The following is a 14,649-nucleotide window of genomic DNA, read 5'->3' on the forward strand; positions in this document are numbered from 1 at the left end:
GATCATTGGTCCCGCCAAGCTGGCTGAGCGCTCCTCGATGATGGATCTCGCCAAGAAGCTTTACCCCAGAGAGACCCATGAGCGTTTCAGCCGGAGAGGGAGTGAACAACCTCGTCGAGAGGCGTACGACCGGCCTGAGCGGGATCGGGCGGTGGCTGCAGGCGACTGCGGCAGGCCGCCTTGCGGCGCTCGCTCTGCTCGTCGTCGTTCTCGCCTTCCTTTCCGTCTATCCGCTGTCGATGCTGCTCTATGGAAGCCTGCATTCGACGCCGCCGGGAATGGCCGGCACTTTCAATCTGGACGGATACCGCGACGTCATCACGCTGCAAAGCGCGGTGACACTCCTCAACACCGTCGGCATATCCCTGGCCAAGACCATCCCTTCGGTAATCCTGGCCGTCCTGCTCGCCTGGATACTGGCGCGAACCGACACGCCATTCCGGGGGGCTCTGGAAGTCCTGATCACGCTGCCATTCTTCATTCCACCGATCCTCACCGCAATGGCGTGGGGCATGCTCGGCAATCCGCAGGTCGGATTGCTCAATCAGCTCTATCAGTGGGTCACGGGATCGGAGACAGCGCCGATCAACGTCTATTCATATGGCGGCGTCGTCTGGCACATGATGCAGTATTCCGTGCCGTTCCTGTTTCTTCTTATCGTGGACGCCTTCCGAGCGATGGATCCGAGTCTCGAGGAGGCGGCGACCATGTGCGGCGCATCACGCCTGCGAACTTTTCGCTCTGTCACGCTGCAGCTTATGCTGCCCGCGCTGACCGGTGCGGCCATCCTGAGCTTCATTCGCGGCATCGAGAATTTCGAGTCGCCGCTCTTCTTCGGCTCACCGGCGGGAATTAGGGTCATCACGACGGACATCTACGACTCGATCAACCAGCGGTCGCCGCCGCAATATCAGTATGCAACCGCGATCAGCTTCGTCATCATGGCGCTATTGTTCCTGATCGTTCTTCTGCAGCGGCGGATGCTGCGCGGCCGAAGTTTTCAGACCATCACTGGCAAGGGCTATTCGCCTTCGGTGATGAAACTCGGTGCATGGCGATGGGCAACCTTTTCCTTTTGCGTTCTGTTCTTTGTGGTGACGGTGGTTCTCCCGGTCGGACAACTCGTCATCGGCTCGTTCTTCAAGTTCTTCGGGTTCTACCAGTGGGACATGCTGACACTCGAGCACTATCAGGCGGTATTCGGCAGCAGCGAGTTCTGGCGTGGGTTCAGCAACACGATGTTCCTGGGCCTCGTCGGCGCCACGCTGACGATGTTGCTCGGCGCAACCGTCGCCTATGTCTCGGTCCGAACGAAGTGGCGAGGCCGGTTGCTGATCGATTCGATGGCCTGGCTGCCGTGGATGATGCCCGGCATCGTCCTTGGTGTCGGTTTTCTCTGGGGGTTTGCTCTGCTGCCTCACGCGATTCCGATCTACGGCACGATCTGGGCGCTGCTGCTGGCCTATATCTCGCTTGGGACGCCGCTTTCGGTGCGCGCCGTTCGACCTCGAGGAGTGCTCCCGGGTGCATGGCGCAAGCTGGCTGCAAACCATGAGGCGCATCGTCCTTGCCCTGGCCTGGCCTTCCTTCGCCGTCGGATGGGTGCTGGTGTTCTTCGGCATCATGCGCGAGCTGAGCGCATCCGTTCTGCTCTATTCTGTCGGCTCCGAGGTGTTGTCTGTCGTGTTGCTGAAGCTGTGGGCGAACGGCAATGCGGAGCAGGTCAGTGTCATTGGGCTCATCATGATGGTTCTCGTGATCGTCTTCCGTTGGGTTCAACTCAAGTTCATCAGCAGCCGTATCGGTGGAATGTGACCAGGCTTGGATCGTGCCATGTCGAATGTCGTTCTTGAGAAGGTGAGCCGGAGCTTCGGTAATTTCGTCGCGGTCGACGGCGTCGACCTGCGCGTCAGCGAGGGTGAATTCGTGACCCTGCTGGGGCCGTCGGGGTGCGGCAAGACCACGACGTTGCGGATGGTCGCGGGCCTCGAGCAAAATTCCGGCGGCCGCATCAGCATCGGCAACGAGGTCGTCAGCGATGCGGCTCGCGGCGTCTTTGTTCCGTCGGAGCGCCGGCGGCTCGGCATGGTCTTCCAGTCATACGCGATCTGGCCGCACATGACCGTCTTCGAGAACGTCGCCTATCCGCTGCGGGTGCGCCGCAAATCCGCGGCCGAGATACGCGATCTCGTCGCCAGGGCACTCCGCCTCGTCGAAATGCAGGATTTCGCCGAGCGGCCGGCACCGGCGCTGTCCGGCGGCCAGCAGCAGCGAGTGGCGATCGCGCGGGCCCTCGTCTTCGAACCCAAGGTGCTGCTGCTCGACGAGCCGCTCAGCAATCTCGACGCAAAGCTCCGTCTGCAGATGGGCGACGAGTTCCGTTCGATCCAGAGACGGCTCGGCATGACGAGCCTGTACGTGACACATGATCAGGCCGAAGCGATGGCGTTGTCCGACCGTGTGGTCGTGATGGATCGCGGCCGAATCCAGCAGATCGGTGCGCCCGAGGAAATTTATCGCTATCCCGCAAACCGGATCGTGGCGGCCTTCTTCGGAACACCGAACCTGCTGGAGGCCAGTGTGGAGGCCTGCACGCGGATCGACGATCGCCGGGTGCGGCTCAACGTCATCGGCAAGGGCTGGCGTGGTGCGTGCCAGTCGGCAAGCGAGATCCGGCCCGGGCGGCCCGTGACCGTCATGGTTCGTCCCGAGGATGCCCGTATCGCGGCCCCAGATGCGGCTCACAGTGAGCACGAACTTCGATGGTCCGGACAGATTGCGCATACGATCTTCCGCGGTCCGATCCGGTCGGTCGTGGTGCAGACCGACGATAGCCGCCTCAATGTCGATGCGCCGCCGTTCGGTGGCTTCTCCGTCGGAGACAATGTGACCGTCGTCGTTCCGCAGCAGTCGGCTTGGGCTGTGCCGGAGCAGGCCGGCGCAGCTCCTTAAGCCGGGAATGCCTCTCAGCGATAGATCTGCTGAGCCAAAGACAGCATCTCGTTCATGCGTTCTGGATCCGTGGTGCCGAGAAGCTTCGTTGTTTCGATCTGTGCCACCGCGGGATCGACACCGGTCAGCGCGTCCGCCGTGGTCGGCAGCAGCCCGAGCCTCGCAAGGTTCTGCTGCATCGTCTTGCCCAGATAGTATTCCATCAACAGCCGCGCCGCGTTGGGGTGGGGCGCATTCTTCAGCAGCGCGAGATCGTAGCCGACATAGGGCAGCCCCTCCTTTGGCGCGATGAACTTGACCGGGAGGCCCTTGAGTTCGAGCAGCGACGTCAGGCTGTCGGGGATGTAGAGCGGGTATTCGCCGCGCGCTACGCGGCGCTCATTTGCGGGTATCTCCCGGCTGAACTTCAGGTCCTGCTGGGCAAGCTTCTCGTGGAAGGCGCGCCCGTAGAGGTCCTGCAGGACCGAGAAGAGCACGCCGCCGCCGCCGAGCGTCCGCAGATCGTCGCTGAGGATTTTTCCTTTCCAGCGCGGATCCGTTAGGTCGAGCCAGCTTTTCGGCTCGTCCGCCGGCTTGACCAGCATGGTATTCGCCAGGATGCCGTAGACGATCGCAAAGACAGGGAGCCGCATGCCGTCGCTTGGGAAGTCCGCCTTGAGACGGCCGAGGCTGGGGAGGGGGCCGTGAGGTTCGAAGACACGCTCCTCCTTGATCTGCAGCGTGGTCGTGGTCCGCCCGTTCTCGGAGACGTCGGCTGCGTTGCGGCCCGCGGCCTGCTCGATGCGGATGCGCTCCCGGACTTCGCTCGCGCGCGCTTCGAGAATGTCCACGGTGATTCCGTAGGCGGACTCGAACTCCTTCTTGAGCTCCTTGTGCGCGGCAAGGCCGACGAACGCGCTGTAGAGCACCACGCGGCCTTCCTTCTTTGCGGCTGCGACCAGCGCGGACCATTCGCCCTCCGCTCTCGACGGGGCCATGATCGATGGCAGGATCGAAGAGGCGGTCAGTCCAAACACCGTAGCGCGGCGCGTGATGCGCGCGCTTTTCCCGGTCCGGCGTGGCCATTGTCGCTACTCCGCGGCTTGCGGGCTTGGGGCACGCCAGCGAATGGCGGTCTTCAGCTTGTCCTGATAGGCCTCGAGCCAGTCGATCTTCGCATCAGCGTAGTACGAGCCTGCGCGCGCGTTCCAGAACACCTCGGCGTCGTCGACGCCGGGCGGCACGGTGCCGTTGTTGGCGAATGCCCGTGCCGCGTTGAGCAGGCGCCGCCTCGTCCGCGCGATCATCACGTCGCTCGGCGCGAGATGTTCCTTGGTGTGATCGACGATCGGCCCCATGCTTTCCGTGACGGCCTGATCCTGCATCACGATGTTGCGGATGCCCGTGTAGATCTTGTTGGTGCGCTGAGCTTCGCGATCGATCCGATGTTCTGGACCGCACGCCAGCGCCCATACCAGTCCGTGGTGTTGGGCAGATAATCCAGACCGTCGGCCCCGGGGATGCCGCCACCGGATTTCAGCTTGGAGCTCGAGTAAGTCGCCCCCTTGGCGCGGCCGCCATAGATCGAGATCAGCATCGTGTGGGTGTCGTCCATGGGCACCCACGCCTTGGCGACCACGTGGTCGGCAAAGTCGGCGTTCGGGGTCTGGGTCCAGAACGGCAGTGAGAAATGCGCCATGCGCCAGTGCATTCGATCGTCCGCTTCCGGCCGAAACGCGCCGTACATCGTGCCCCAGTCGGTCTCGGTGACCTTGTACTCCGGCGCTCGGTTGGAAACCGTGTGACGGGCCGGGTGGCCTTCCTCGAAATCATCAGGGTTGATGTGTCCGGCATGCAGGAAGCCGAAATGCGACGTGTCGATATCGCCTTCGAGGCCCTGGAGCCAGTTGGCTTCGCGTTGGAGGATGGTGACGGTCAGATCCTGCTCCGGAACGAACAGCGCTTCGTGCATCGGCATCGGCGGCGCTTCGGCCCGCGCGCCCATGTAAACCCATATGAGGCCCGCGCACTCGCGAACCCTGTAGCTTTTTGCGCGGACCTTTTCCTTGAAATCCTGCGGAGGGGGGACGTTCGGCATTTCGAGGCAGCGGCCGTCAACGTCGAACTTCCAGCCGTGATAGACGCAACGGATGCCGTCCTGCTCGTTACGGCCGAGGAACAGCGAGGCACAGCGATGTGGACATTGATGATCCAGCACGCCAACCCGGCCCGAGCTGTCACGGAAGGCAATGAGCTGCTCACCGAGCAGCATCAGGCGCATTGGATCGCCGTCGACTGATAGTTCCGAAGAAAGAGCGGCGGGTATCCAGTATTGCCGCATCATCTCGCCCATGACCGTACCTGGGCCAACCAGCGTCAGATCCTGGCCGTCAGTCGATTTCGACATGGTGATCCTCCCTAGCTCTTTTGAATGCTTATTATTTGCATTATGCAAGTAATTCGCCCCTGCGTCAATGACGCGATCGTCCGGAAAGCGAGCGGTTGAGCGGTGCAGGGCAACTCGTTATGGTTCTGCTCCCATCACCGCGAGCAAATTGTCTTGATGAACAAGGTCAGCACGATCCTCCCGCTCGAGAACTGGACCGGATACCGGTTCGGTCTCATCGCTTCGCGGCTGGGCAGCTTCATCTCCCCTATGTACGAAGATCGTTACGAGCTGACGATGCCGGCCTGGCGAAGCCTCGCGGTCATTGCCAGGCATCAGCCGCTGACGGCCACGCAACTTGCGACATTGACCTCGTCCGATGCGTTCAAGGTCGCGCGCTCCATCGAATTGCTGGTGCGCCGAGGGCTGATTCATCGTGACGTGGATAAAGCGGACCGCCGCCGCGCCAGCCTGAGCCTCACGACCGATGGCCGCAAGGTTTACAAGGATATCGAGAAATTCGTTGTTCGGGTCGAGCGCAAGCTCATGGCCGCGCTCGATCCGCACGAAATCGAGGTTTTGAGGCGAAGCCTCGACAAGCTCGATCAGCAACTGGAGAGCGAGATCAAAGCACAGGGCCGCGAGAAATTCCTATAGCGGTCTCCGGCGGCCCCGTCTGCGCCTCAGTATCTCACAATGTCCGAATGCCGCTCTTGATGCCATCGGCGATCTGACCAATCTGCTCCTCGTTGATGATAAGAGGCGGCGACAGGATCAGTGTATCGCCAACAGCGCGAACAAAGATCCCATTTTCGAAACAATGGTTCGCCACGGCGCGGGCTCGTTGACCAGGAGCGTTCGGGGCAGCTTCGATCTCCACGGCCCCAAGTAGCCCGAGGTTGCGGATATCGCGGACCGCGCCGCCGGCGCCCCTGATGTCGTGAATGACGGCTTCCCATGTCCCGGCGATGCGCGCAACTTTCTCGAAGATGCCTTTCTCCTGATAGACATCGAGGGTGGCAATCGCGGCGGCGCAGGCAAGCGGGTGGCCGGAGTAGGTGTAGCCGTGAGCGAGCTCGACGGTGGCCTCCGGTCCCTGCGACATGGCCTCGTGCACATGATGATGAACCAGCACGCCTCCCATTGGAACGGCGCCGTTGCTCATTCCCTTCGCGTAGGTGATGAGATCCGGCGTGACGCCCAGAGCCTGTGCGGCAAAGGGCGCCCCTAGTCTTCCGAAGGCTGTGACAACCTCGTCGAAGATCAGCAGGATGCCGTGCTTGCGGGTGATCTCGCGCAGTCGTTTGAGATAGCCTTTGGGCGGCGGCAGCACGCCGCCGGCTCCGGCGACCGGCTCGACGATCACGGCTGCGACCGTCGAGGGGTCCATCGCGGTCAAGACCTTCCAGCGCGTCTGCAAATTCGACGCCGTGCTCGGGCTCGCCTTTGCTGAACGCATTGCGGGTGAGATCATGTGTGTGAGGAAGGTGTGATACCCCCGGAAGCATGACGCCGAACTGCGCCCGCTGCCACCCGATGCCAGAGACCGAGAGTCCGCCGAATCCCATTCCATGGTAACTGGGCTGGCGCCCGATCAGGTGTTGGCGATGGCCTTCGCCGCGTGCCCGGTGATAGGCCAGCGCCATCTTCAGCGCGGTATCGACCGCCTCGGAGCCGGATCCGGCAAGGAAAGTATGGTCAAACCCTTCCGGCGCGATCTCCAACGCGGCAAAGTCAGCTAAGGGCCAAAAGGCGAATTACACCGTGACCAGCTCGGGGATTTCCGGTCTAGGCAATGTGTGCGCCGTCGCTCTCTCCCATTTGTCAACGTGGTTGACGGTAATTGCCCGGAATTGCTGTTCCGCGAACTATTGGATGGACTCTTCCGGCAACCAGCTGAATTTGCCTTCGCAAAACTGGTCGTGGTGGTTGAAGTTCGGCGCGTGGACCGGATGCATTAGCGATGTCATGACGCGCGATATGGACTCCCGAGGTGAACGGCGCCGTTGAAGTTGCCGTCGCCTGCACCTCTTTCGTAATGAAACAATGGCCGGCCACAGCGCGACCGGCGACGGTGTCGTCATGCTGGCGGGAGCGCAGCCGCGGCAGACGACCGGAGAGATGATCTAATCATTCGGAAAGGCGTTATCCAACAGAGGAGTATCCTATGAAGTTGGCTCAAACATCAACACTACTCATTTGTCTGCTCGGCGCGCCGGGAATTTCGTTGGCCGCGGACGCCAAGGGGGACGTGGAGAAGGCTTACGCCGCTTGGGATGCCGCATTTAATAAGCACGACGAGAAAGCCATCGGCGCCTCCTATGTCGCGACGGCAAAATTGATGCCGCCCACACATCAGGTCGCGTCGGGGCCGGCCGAGATCGAGAAGTTCTTTGCCGGACTCTTCGCGAGCGGTGTGACGGATCACAAGTTGGAGATGATCGATGCCGGCGGAGACGACAAGGTAGTCTTCGGCACAGCCAAGTGGAGCACTACGGGTACGGACAAGGAGGGCAAGCCGTCTCCCTTCAGTGGTTTGGCGACGCACGTCTTCGAACGCCAAGCCGACGGATCGCTCAAATTGAGGCTGCAAACATTCAACTAAAGCGGTCGAAGCTTAATCGGTTCGGCGAGGCGGCGGCCTTACCGGACGCCCAAAAGGGCTACTTGTCTCCGGTGCAAGATATGTCCGGGTTGGGTCAAGCTGCGACTTAACGGGGAGGGCAGTTCTTGGCGAAACGCGGACATTTGCCCTGATCGGCACGTCTCCGAAGAGCCAAGATCAGAGTGATCGTCGCATTCGGTCGCGGCGTGGACTTGCTACCTACGATGACGTGAGGATTCCGCAGCTATCCTCTCATACAACGCCACCTCTACGCGCTAGTGCGGCAGAAGAGCTATCTGCTGGGGTCATTTGGAGCAACGGCCTCCTCGAACAGCTCAACCTTACCGCGCGTGTTGTCTGTTACCGCAAAAACCTCGTAAAAATCGATCTGCGGCTTCATGCCGTAGCGCTGGATGATGCCCTCGAGCCACGGCCCGGTGTAGAACGCCGTAGCGTCCTCGATACGCTCCCACTGGTACACGCCGCCGCCCGCCCAGCCGCTTTCGGACCAGATGAAGTGCTTGCTGATCAGCCCCGTCACCCCGCGGAAGTTGGGGGCGATCTTGTGAAAGTGCTCGCGACACGCGGCGTGGTCGATCTGCGGCGGCAGTGTGTATCGTACAACGGCGGTAATCATGCGACCTCCTTGTAAGTATGCCCCGGCGCAACATTGACCATCTACTCGCGCCGATCGCGATCAAATGCGACAGACGCCGCCGTGAGTAGGTCAACACGATTGACAAGAGCCTTAATCGCCGCGCGGCTATCTCCTTCCAATTTTTTGCGTTAATGTGAAGCTCTTCACACCTGTGTAGCAGACGGGCTCGGATGATGCCCAAAGAGAGGTGAGCTAAGGCCCCGCAAAGCGCCGCCCAGTTCTATTCCATTCACACGCGAGTTTGGGAGTGACACATGGAAAAGCGCGAAATTGGCAACAGCTTGACGAAAGGTCTGTCCGAAGCGAAGCGGGGCGCCTTCTCCCGCCGCTCGGTGTTGACGTTGGTTTGCACCCTCGGCGCCACGGCGCCGCTTGGAATGTTTGGAGCGGCTCGCGCGCTGACGGCATCCGGGACTGGATCGCTGTCTTATATTCCCGGCGAGCCTCTTATTTGTCGCGCCGCAGCGAGCAGTGAAGAGCTGCAGGGCCCACCCCGCCAACTCAAACTCGCCTGGAATGCGAACGCGGCGTGCACCGTCGCTGCGGCAGTCGCAAAGGAGCGGGGTATCTTCGCCAAGCACAACCTCGATGTCGAATTCGTCAATTTCGGCGGTTCGACCGACCAGTTGTTGGAGGCGATTGCAACTGGCAAGGCGGATGCCGGTTTGGGATTGGCCCTGCGCTGGCTCAAACCGCTGGAGCAAGGTTTCGACGTTCGGATCACCGCCGGTGTGCACGGCGGCTGCATCCGGCTCCTCGGCTCCAAGGCTGCGAATATTGACAGCCTGGAATCCCTGCGCGGCAAGGCCATCGGGATTAGCGATCAATCGAGCCCAGCGAAGAACTTCTTTTCGATCTACCTCGCCAAAAAGGGCATCGATCCGGCCCAAGAGGTAGAGTGGCGCCAGTACCCGGCCAATCTGCTCGCGCTTGCCGTCGACAAGGGCGAAGTGCAGGCGCTGGCCGAGATAGATCCGCTGCCCTACCTCTGGCTCAAGGAAGGCAAACTCAACGAGATCGCGACGAACTTGACGGGTGAATTCGCCGACCGCACCTGCTGCGTTCTCGCGATACGTGGCAGCCTCACCCGAAGCGAAATGCCGGTGGCGGCCGCTCTGACCCGATCGATACTGGAGGGGGCAGACCTAGTTGCCAGCGATCCCGCCGATGCCGCAGCAATCTATTCGGGCTACGGCGGGAGAGGATCCGTAGAGGATCTCGCCACCATGTATCGTAGCCATACTCACCACAATCACCCGGTCGGGGCCACGCTCAAGAAGCAGCTTCTACTCTACACCGACGAACTCAAGGCAGTGAACGTCATGAAGCGAAGCACTGACCCGGCCAAGTTCGCCGAGCGGATTTATCTTGACGTTCTAAGCTGAGCCGATTGGGAAGATCCGCAGTGAGCTCGGTCATCGATGAAGTGCCGAGGCCATCAGAGAAATCGGGTTTCGGCTTTTTTGAAAGTTCGACCACTCGGTCGTTGATCGGCGGACTGTCTGTTGCCGCCGCATGGTCTATGGTCGCCGTGCTCACTGCGCTCTGGCCGGATAAGCCCGAGAGCGATTGGGCCTACACGGGCGGCTTCGCGATTGCCTGCGGCGCGTTGGCCCTTGCGCTTGCCCTGGCAGCCTTTGCCGGCGTTCGTTTTGTTGCTTTTCAGCGTCTCCAGCGGCTCTCCCCGTGGCTGTTTGCGCTCGCGCTGTTTTTTGCTGCCTGGGAGGCCGTCACAGCAAAGCTTGGATTGCTGCCGTTGCCGTTCTTTCCGCCGCCGCAGGCCATTGTCGAAGTCGTAATCGATGATTGGGGGCGGCTGGCTGAAGGCATCTTCGCCTCAGCGCGTCTGCTCGCGACCGGTTACTGTCTCGGTGCGGCGGTGGGGTTCGTAACCGGCGTGGCGATCGGCTGGTCGCGGCTCGCCGGTTATTGGATCCACCCAGTTTTGCGGTTCATCGGGCCGCTGCCCGCGACAGCTTGGCTGCCGCTCGCATTTTTCGTTTTCCCGTCGAGCTTCAGCGCCAGCATTTTCCTGATTGCGCTCGCCACCGGGTTTCCGGTCACCGTGCTGACCTGGTCGGGCGTCGCCTGCGTGAAGAGCGCCTATTACGATATTGCGCGGACATTGGGAGCAACCCAGCGCTTCCTCGTGCTCAAGGTCGCCATTCCGGCGGCAATGCCACATGTCTTTGTTGGTCTGTTCATGGGTCTCGGCAACTCGTTTGCGGTTCTTGTCGTAGCCGAGATGCTGGGCGTGAAGGCGGGGCTCGGCTGGTACCTGCAATGGGCGCAAGGTTGGGCGGCCTATGCCAATATGTACGCCGCGCTGCTGCTCATGGCGTTCTTGTGCTCCGGGCTGATCACGCTGCTGTTCCGCTTGCGGGACCGCCTGCTATCCTGGCAGAAAGGTCTGGTGCGATGGTAGCGGCGATCGCAAGCGATCACGCGGTCCGTGGATCGACGCTAACGCTCCGCGAAGTGAGCCACAGCTTCGATCTCGAAGGGCAGCCCCTGCCGGTATTGGACCGCATCAGCCTTCAGGTCGGCCGCGGCGAATTTGTCGCTCTCCTGGGTCCGAGTGGGTGCGGAAAATCGACCCTGCTGCGGCTGGTCGCGGGGCTCGACACTCCAACAGCCGGCTCCCTGCTAGCGGAGGGAAGAGAGATCGAAGCACCCGATCCGTCGCGCGTCGTCGTTTTTCAAGACCCAACGCTCTATCCATGGCGGACGGTACGGAGCAACGTTGCGCTCGGTCTGGAAGCCCGCGGGTTGCTACGCACGCATGGCGGGCGTATCGAAGACGCCTTGCGCCTGGTGGGGCTCACGGGCTTCGCCAATGCCTACCCGCACCAGCTTTCCGGTGGCATGGCGCAACGCGCGGCTCTGGCGCGTGCGCTTGTCAACGACCCAAAGCTGCTCATTCTCGACGAACCTTTGGGCCAGCTCGACTCGCTGACTCGGATCGCGATGCAGGCGGAACTCGTATCACTTTGGCAGCGCTCGCGCTTCACGGCGCTGATGGTCACGCACGATGTCGAGGAGGCGCTCTTGCTTGCTGGCCGTGTCATCGTGCTGAGCGACCGGCCTGCACGGATCAAGGCTGAAGTCGTCAACAGCCAGCCCTATCCTCGCCACCGGGGCGATCCGCACTTCGTTGAGCTTCGTCGCGAGGTGTTTGGGCAACTCGGCCTCGATGAGGCATGGTAGCCCTCAAAAGGAGCTCGTCGTGACGGATCTTCTCATACGCATCACAGAGCAAGCAGCACGGCGTTCTCGCCGCGATCGCAATGCGATTGTGTTAGCGGCTGTGTAGCCACCTCGTGGAGATCTAAAAATCTGGGAAGCGCACGGAGACTTCGATGACCTCAGAATTCAACGTCCACGACGCTGCGGGCTATGAGCAGCTCATGGGCCGCTGGAGCCAACGACTGGCGCGGCTATTCATCGACTTCACAGGGGTTTCCGACGGCGAAAGGATTCTCGAGATCGGCTGCGGCACCGGTAGCTTGACCTTCACGCTCGCCAAAGCCGCCGACCTCGCCGAGATTACCGCGGTCGACTATTCGCCAATCTTTGTCGAGGAGGTAATCCGGCGCAACACAAACCCGCGAATAAAAGTCCGACAGGCGGATGCCTGCGCCCTGCCCTTCGAGGGCGGCACGTTCGATCGCGCTTTGGCGCTTCTCGTGCTCCAGTTCGTTCCCGAAGCCGGTAAGGCAGTAGCCGAGATGCGCCGCGTCGTTCGGCCGGGCGGCGTGGTCGCGGCAGCGGTGTGGGATCATCTCGGCGGGATGCCCGGCATGCGCATGATGGTCGACACGGTGGCGGCAATCGGTGAAAGCGGGCGCCAGCTGCGCAGTCGCTATTGCTTTCAACCAATGATGCAGCCGGGCGAACTGAGACGGACTTTTGCCGAACAGGGTCTCGTGAGCATTGCGGAAGTAGAGCTGATGATCCGCATGGACTACAAAAGCTTTGCCGACTATTGGACGCCGATTGCCGCTGGCGAAGGGCCGCTCGGCAAGTATGTGGCAGCGCTCGACGCTGCGGAGCGAGCGCGCACCGACGCCGCCGTGCGCGATGCCTACGAGGCCGGCCGGCCCGACGGCCCGAGGTCCTTTGCAAACGTCGCGTGGGCGTGCAGAGGCATCGTTCCCTAACTCGACGGCCAGAGCGGTCTCTTCCGAGGTCCTGACTATCTGAGTGCCCGGGTGGAAAGTCGATGAACGTCTGGGCTTAACCAGGACGAGCAGGCTTGCTGCTCTGCTACGCGGACACGAGAAGATTGGCGAAGTGGAAACTTTTCATTTTCTGCTTGAAGTCAGGTGAGTGAGCGTCTATGCGTTTTCCAGCGTTGCCCGTCTGTCGGGCGCTCTCTTTGGCCTAGATGCCAAGGGAAGCATGCACGCTCTTGATGCTCCTCACCTTGTTGAGTGACGCAACAGTCGATGTAAGTCGATTGGAGTTCATTCATCGTCGGTAAGGGTGTCGGAACCCTTCCACTCTGGAAGGTTGGGACCTCCTGGTCCCGGGCTGTTTGACAAGTGAAGATGAAGAAAGAGAAGCGTGGACGGCGGAGTCCTTGCGCCTCTCGGACACTGAAGAGCTTCGGCTTTTGAGTTCTGAGAGGGGACGAAAGACTTCGGCGGTACACGTTTTAAAGGAAACACCATCGCTGCCAGCGATGTGAATCGCGGGCAGCTCGGCGACTTCGGTTGTCGAAATAATGGTGGGACCTCGTCAAACGTTGTGATCAGCCGGTTCAAAGTTCAAGTCCAACTTGAGAGTTTGATCCTGGCTCAGAGCGAACGCTGGCGGCAGGCTTAACACATGCAAGTCGAGCGGGCGTAGCAATACGTCAGCGGCAGACGGGTGAGTAACGCGTGGGAACGTACCTTTTGGTTCGGAACAACACAGGGAAACTTGTGCTAATACCGGATAAGCCCTTACGGGGAAAGATTTATCGCCGAAAGATCGGCCCGCGTCTGATTAGCTAGTTGGTGAGGTAATGGCTCACCAAGGCGACGATCAGTAGCTGGTCTGAGAGGATGATCAGCCACATTGGGACTGAGACACGGCCCAAACTCCTACGGGAGGCAGCAGTGGGGAATATTGGACAATGGGGGCAACCCTGATCCAGCCATGCCGCGTGAGTGATGAAGGCCCTAGGGTTGTAAAGCTCTTTTGTGCGGGAAGATAATGACGGTACCGCAAGAATAAGCCCCGGCTAACTTCGTGCCAGCAGCCGCGGTAATACGAAGGGGGCTAGCGTTGCTCGGAATCACTGGGCGTAAAGGGTGCGTAGGCGGGTCTTTAAGTCAGGGGTGAAATCCTGGAGCTCAACTCCAGAACTGCCTTTGATACTGAAGATCTTGAGTTCGGGAGAGGTGAGTGGAACTGCGAGTGTAGAGGTGAAATTCGTAGATATTCGCAAGAACACCAGTGGCGAAGGCGGCTCACTGGCCCGATACTGACGCTGAGGCACGAAAGCGTGGGGAGCAAACAGGATTAGATACCCTGGTAGTCCACGCCGTAAACGATGAATGCCAGCCGTTAGTGGGTTTACTCACTAGTGGCGCAGCTAACGCTTTAAGCATTCCGCCTGGGGAGTACGGTCGCAAGATTAAAACTCAAAGGAATTGACGGGGGCCCGCACAAGCGGTGGAGCATGTGGTTTAATTCGACGCAACGCGCAGAACCTTACCAGCCCTTGACATGTCCAGGACCGGTCGCAGAGATGTGACCTTCTCTTCGGAGCCTGGAACACAGGTGCTGCATGGCTGTCGTCAGCTCGTGTCGTGAGATGTTGGGTTAAGTCCCGCAACGAGCGCAACCCCCGTCCTTAGTTGCTACCATTTAGTTGAGCACTCTAAGGAGACTGCCGGTGATAAGCCGCGAGGAAGGTGGGGATGACGTCAAGTCCTCATGGCCCTTACGGGCTGGGCTACACACGTGCTACAATGGCGGTGACAATGGGATGCTAAGGGGCGACCCTTCGCAAATCTCAAAAAGCCGTCTCAGTTCGGATTGGGCTCTGCAACTCGAGCCCATGAAGTTGGAATCGCTAGT

General features: G+C 60.7%; 14 protein-coding genes, 1 rRNA gene and 2 pseudogenes (1 of these 17 running past the window's edge). 10 read left to right on the forward strand and 7 right to left on the reverse strand.

Translation table 11 applies throughout. The annotated features are described in order from the left end of the window. Positions 1-278: 278 nt before the first annotated feature. Positions 279-920, forward strand: a pseudogene (locus tag J4G43_RS12460) (ABC transporter permease); the annotation flags it as partial. A gap of 27 nt (positions 921-947) precedes the next feature. Here J4G43_RS12460 and J4G43_RS12465 read toward each other — a convergent pair. Further along, positions 948-1,421, reverse strand: a complete 474-nt coding sequence (locus tag J4G43_RS12465) for a hypothetical protein (RefSeq protein WP_225004827.1) — start codon at positions 1,419-1,421, stop codon at positions 948-950. Between the two features lie 130 nt (positions 1,422-1,551). Between J4G43_RS12465 and J4G43_RS12470 the strand changes: the two genes are divergently transcribed. Then, the gene (locus tag J4G43_RS12470) at positions 1,552-1,815 is read left to right on the forward strand and encodes a hypothetical protein (protein WP_228411350.1); all 264 of its coding nucleotides are present in this window, start codon (positions 1,552-1,554) and stop codon (positions 1,813-1,815) included. Positions 1,816-1,833: 18 nt separating this feature from the next. Next, positions 1,834-2,952 (forward strand): ABC transporter ATP-binding protein, encoded by a 1,119-nt coding sequence (locus J4G43_RS12475; RefSeq protein WP_208084974.1) that lies wholly within the window; start codon positions 1,834-1,836, stop codon positions 2,950-2,952. 14 nt (positions 2,953-2,966) lie between these two features. Here the strand turns inward: J4G43_RS12475 and J4G43_RS12480 are convergent, their stop codons facing one another. From J4G43_RS12480 to J4G43_RS12485, 3 genes are all read right to left on the reverse strand, one after another. Next, positions 2,967-3,929 carry an ABC transporter substrate-binding protein gene (locus J4G43_RS12480; protein ID WP_208084975.1) on the reverse strand — a complete coding sequence of 321 codons (963 nt, stop codon included), beginning with the start codon at positions 3,927-3,929 and terminating at the stop codon, positions 2,967-2,969. Positions 3,930-4,022: 93 nt separating this feature from the next. Next, positions 4,023-4,316, reverse strand: a complete 294-nt coding sequence (locus tag J4G43_RS55295) for a hypothetical protein (RefSeq protein ID WP_208084976.1) — start codon at positions 4,314-4,316, stop codon at positions 4,023-4,025. Next, positions 4,316-5,338 (reverse strand): Rieske 2Fe-2S domain-containing protein, encoded by a 1,023-nt coding sequence (locus J4G43_RS12485; protein ID WP_208084977.1) that lies wholly within the window; start codon positions 5,336-5,338, stop codon positions 4,316-4,318. The genes J4G43_RS55295 and J4G43_RS12485 overlap by 1 nt, the downstream gene beginning before the upstream one ends. A 156-nt stretch (positions 5,339-5,494) precedes the next feature. On the opposite strand from J4G43_RS12485, the gene J4G43_RS12490 reads away from it, so the two are divergent. Next, positions 5,495-5,974, forward strand: coding sequence for a MarR family winged helix-turn-helix transcriptional regulator (locus J4G43_RS12490; RefSeq protein WP_208084978.1), 480 nt, complete (start codon positions 5,495-5,497; stop codon positions 5,972-5,974). A gap of 34 nt (positions 5,975-6,008) precedes the next feature. On the opposite strand, the gene J4G43_RS12495 is transcribed toward J4G43_RS12490, so the two are convergent. Next, on the reverse strand, positions 6,009-6,707 hold the full coding sequence (locus J4G43_RS12495; RefSeq protein ID WP_408581443.1) for an aminotransferase class III-fold pyridoxal phosphate-dependent enzyme: 699 nt from the start codon (positions 6,705-6,707) through the stop codon (positions 6,009-6,011). A gap of 133 nt (positions 6,708-6,840) precedes the next feature. Continuing rightward, positions 6,841-7,041 (reverse strand): annotated as a pseudogene (locus J4G43_RS55130) (aminotransferase class III-fold pyridoxal phosphate-dependent enzyme); the annotation flags it as partial. A 443-nt stretch (positions 7,042-7,484) separates the two neighbouring features. Between J4G43_RS55130 and J4G43_RS12500 the strand changes: the two are divergent. Then, positions 7,485-7,922, forward strand: a complete 438-nt coding sequence (locus J4G43_RS12500) for a YybH family protein (protein ID WP_208084979.1) — start codon at positions 7,485-7,487, stop codon at positions 7,920-7,922. 292 nt (positions 7,923-8,214) lie between these two features. Here J4G43_RS12500 and J4G43_RS12505 read toward each other — a convergent pair whose 3' ends face one another. Further along, complete coding sequence (locus tag J4G43_RS12505) at positions 8,215-8,559, reverse strand: hypothetical protein (protein WP_208084980.1); 345 nt, start codon at positions 8,557-8,559, stop codon at positions 8,215-8,217. A gap of 275 nt (positions 8,560-8,834) precedes the next feature. Between J4G43_RS12505 and J4G43_RS12510 the strand changes: the two genes are divergently transcribed. From J4G43_RS12510 to J4G43_RS12530, 5 genes are all read left to right on the forward strand, one after another. Beyond that, positions 8,835-9,965, forward strand: coding sequence for an ABC transporter substrate-binding protein (locus tag J4G43_RS12510; RefSeq protein WP_081369351.1), 1,131 nt, complete (start codon positions 8,835-8,837; stop codon positions 9,963-9,965). 101 nt (positions 9,966-10,066) lie between these two features. Further along, positions 10,067-11,005: an ABC transporter permease gene (locus J4G43_RS12515; protein WP_225005694.1), complete on the forward strand. Its 939-nt coding sequence runs from the start codon at positions 10,067-10,069 to the stop codon at positions 11,003-11,005. Beyond that, a complete protein-coding gene (locus J4G43_RS12520; protein ID WP_208084981.1) occupies positions 10,999-11,787 on the forward strand; it encodes an ABC transporter ATP-binding protein in 789 nt (262 codons plus the stop codon). The genes J4G43_RS12515 and J4G43_RS12520 overlap by 7 nt, the downstream gene beginning before the upstream one ends. 152 nt (positions 11,788-11,939) lie before the next feature. After that, positions 11,940-12,740: a class I SAM-dependent methyltransferase gene (locus tag J4G43_RS12525; protein WP_208084982.1), complete on the forward strand. Its 801-nt coding sequence runs from the start codon at positions 11,940-11,942 to the stop codon at positions 12,738-12,740. 616 nt (positions 12,741-13,356) lie between these two features. Beyond that, a 16S ribosomal RNA gene (locus J4G43_RS12530) occupies positions 13,357-14,649 on the forward strand; it runs 196 nt beyond the window's last position.

The sequence above is a fragment of the Bradyrhizobium barranii subsp. barranii genome (assembly GCF_017565645.3).
GTDB classification, from domain to species: domain Bacteria; phylum Pseudomonadota; class Alphaproteobacteria; order Rhizobiales; family Xanthobacteraceae; genus Bradyrhizobium; species Bradyrhizobium barranii.

Excerpts from the sequence above, each read along its gene's own strand:
- J4G43_RS12470 (WP_228411350.1), top strand. The coding sequence starts at position 1,552 with ATGAGGCGCATCGTCCTTGCCCTGGCCTGGCCTTCCTTCGCCGTCGGA.
- J4G43_RS12475 (WP_208084974.1), top strand. The coding sequence starts at position 1,834 with ATGTCGAATGTCGTTCTTGAGAAGGTGAGCCGGAGCTTCGGTAATTTC.
- J4G43_RS12480 (WP_208084975.1), bottom strand. The coding sequence starts at position 3,929 with ATGGCCCCGTCGAGAGCGGAGGGCGAATGGTCCGCGCTGGTCGCAGCC.
- J4G43_RS55295 (WP_208084976.1), bottom strand. The coding sequence starts at position 4,316 with ATGCAGGATCAGGCCGTCACGGAAAGCATGGGGCCGATCGTCGATCAC.
- J4G43_RS12485 (WP_208084977.1), bottom strand. The coding sequence starts at position 5,338 with ATGTCGAAATCGACTGACGGCCAGGATCTGACGCTGGTTGGCCCAGGT.
- J4G43_RS12490 (WP_208084978.1), top strand. The coding sequence starts at position 5,495 with ATGAACAAGGTCAGCACGATCCTCCCGCTCGAGAACTGGACCGGATAC.
- J4G43_RS12495 (WP_408581443.1), bottom strand. The coding sequence starts at position 6,707 with ATGGACCCCTCGACGGTCGCAGCCGTGATCGTCGAGCCGGTCGCCGGA.
- J4G43_RS12500 (WP_208084979.1), top strand. The coding sequence starts at position 7,485 with ATGAAGTTGGCTCAAACATCAACACTACTCATTTGTCTGCTCGGCGCG.
- J4G43_RS12505 (WP_208084980.1), bottom strand. The coding sequence starts at position 8,559 with ATGATTACCGCCGTTGTACGATACACACTGCCGCCGCAGATCGACCAC.
- J4G43_RS12510 (WP_081369351.1), top strand. The coding sequence starts at position 8,835 with ATGGAAAAGCGCGAAATTGGCAACAGCTTGACGAAAGGTCTGTCCGAA.
- J4G43_RS12520 (WP_208084981.1), top strand. The coding sequence starts at position 10,999 with ATGGTAGCGGCGATCGCAAGCGATCACGCGGTCCGTGGATCGACGCTA.
- J4G43_RS12525 (WP_208084982.1), top strand. The coding sequence starts at position 11,940 with ATGACCTCAGAATTCAACGTCCACGACGCTGCGGGCTATGAGCAGCTC.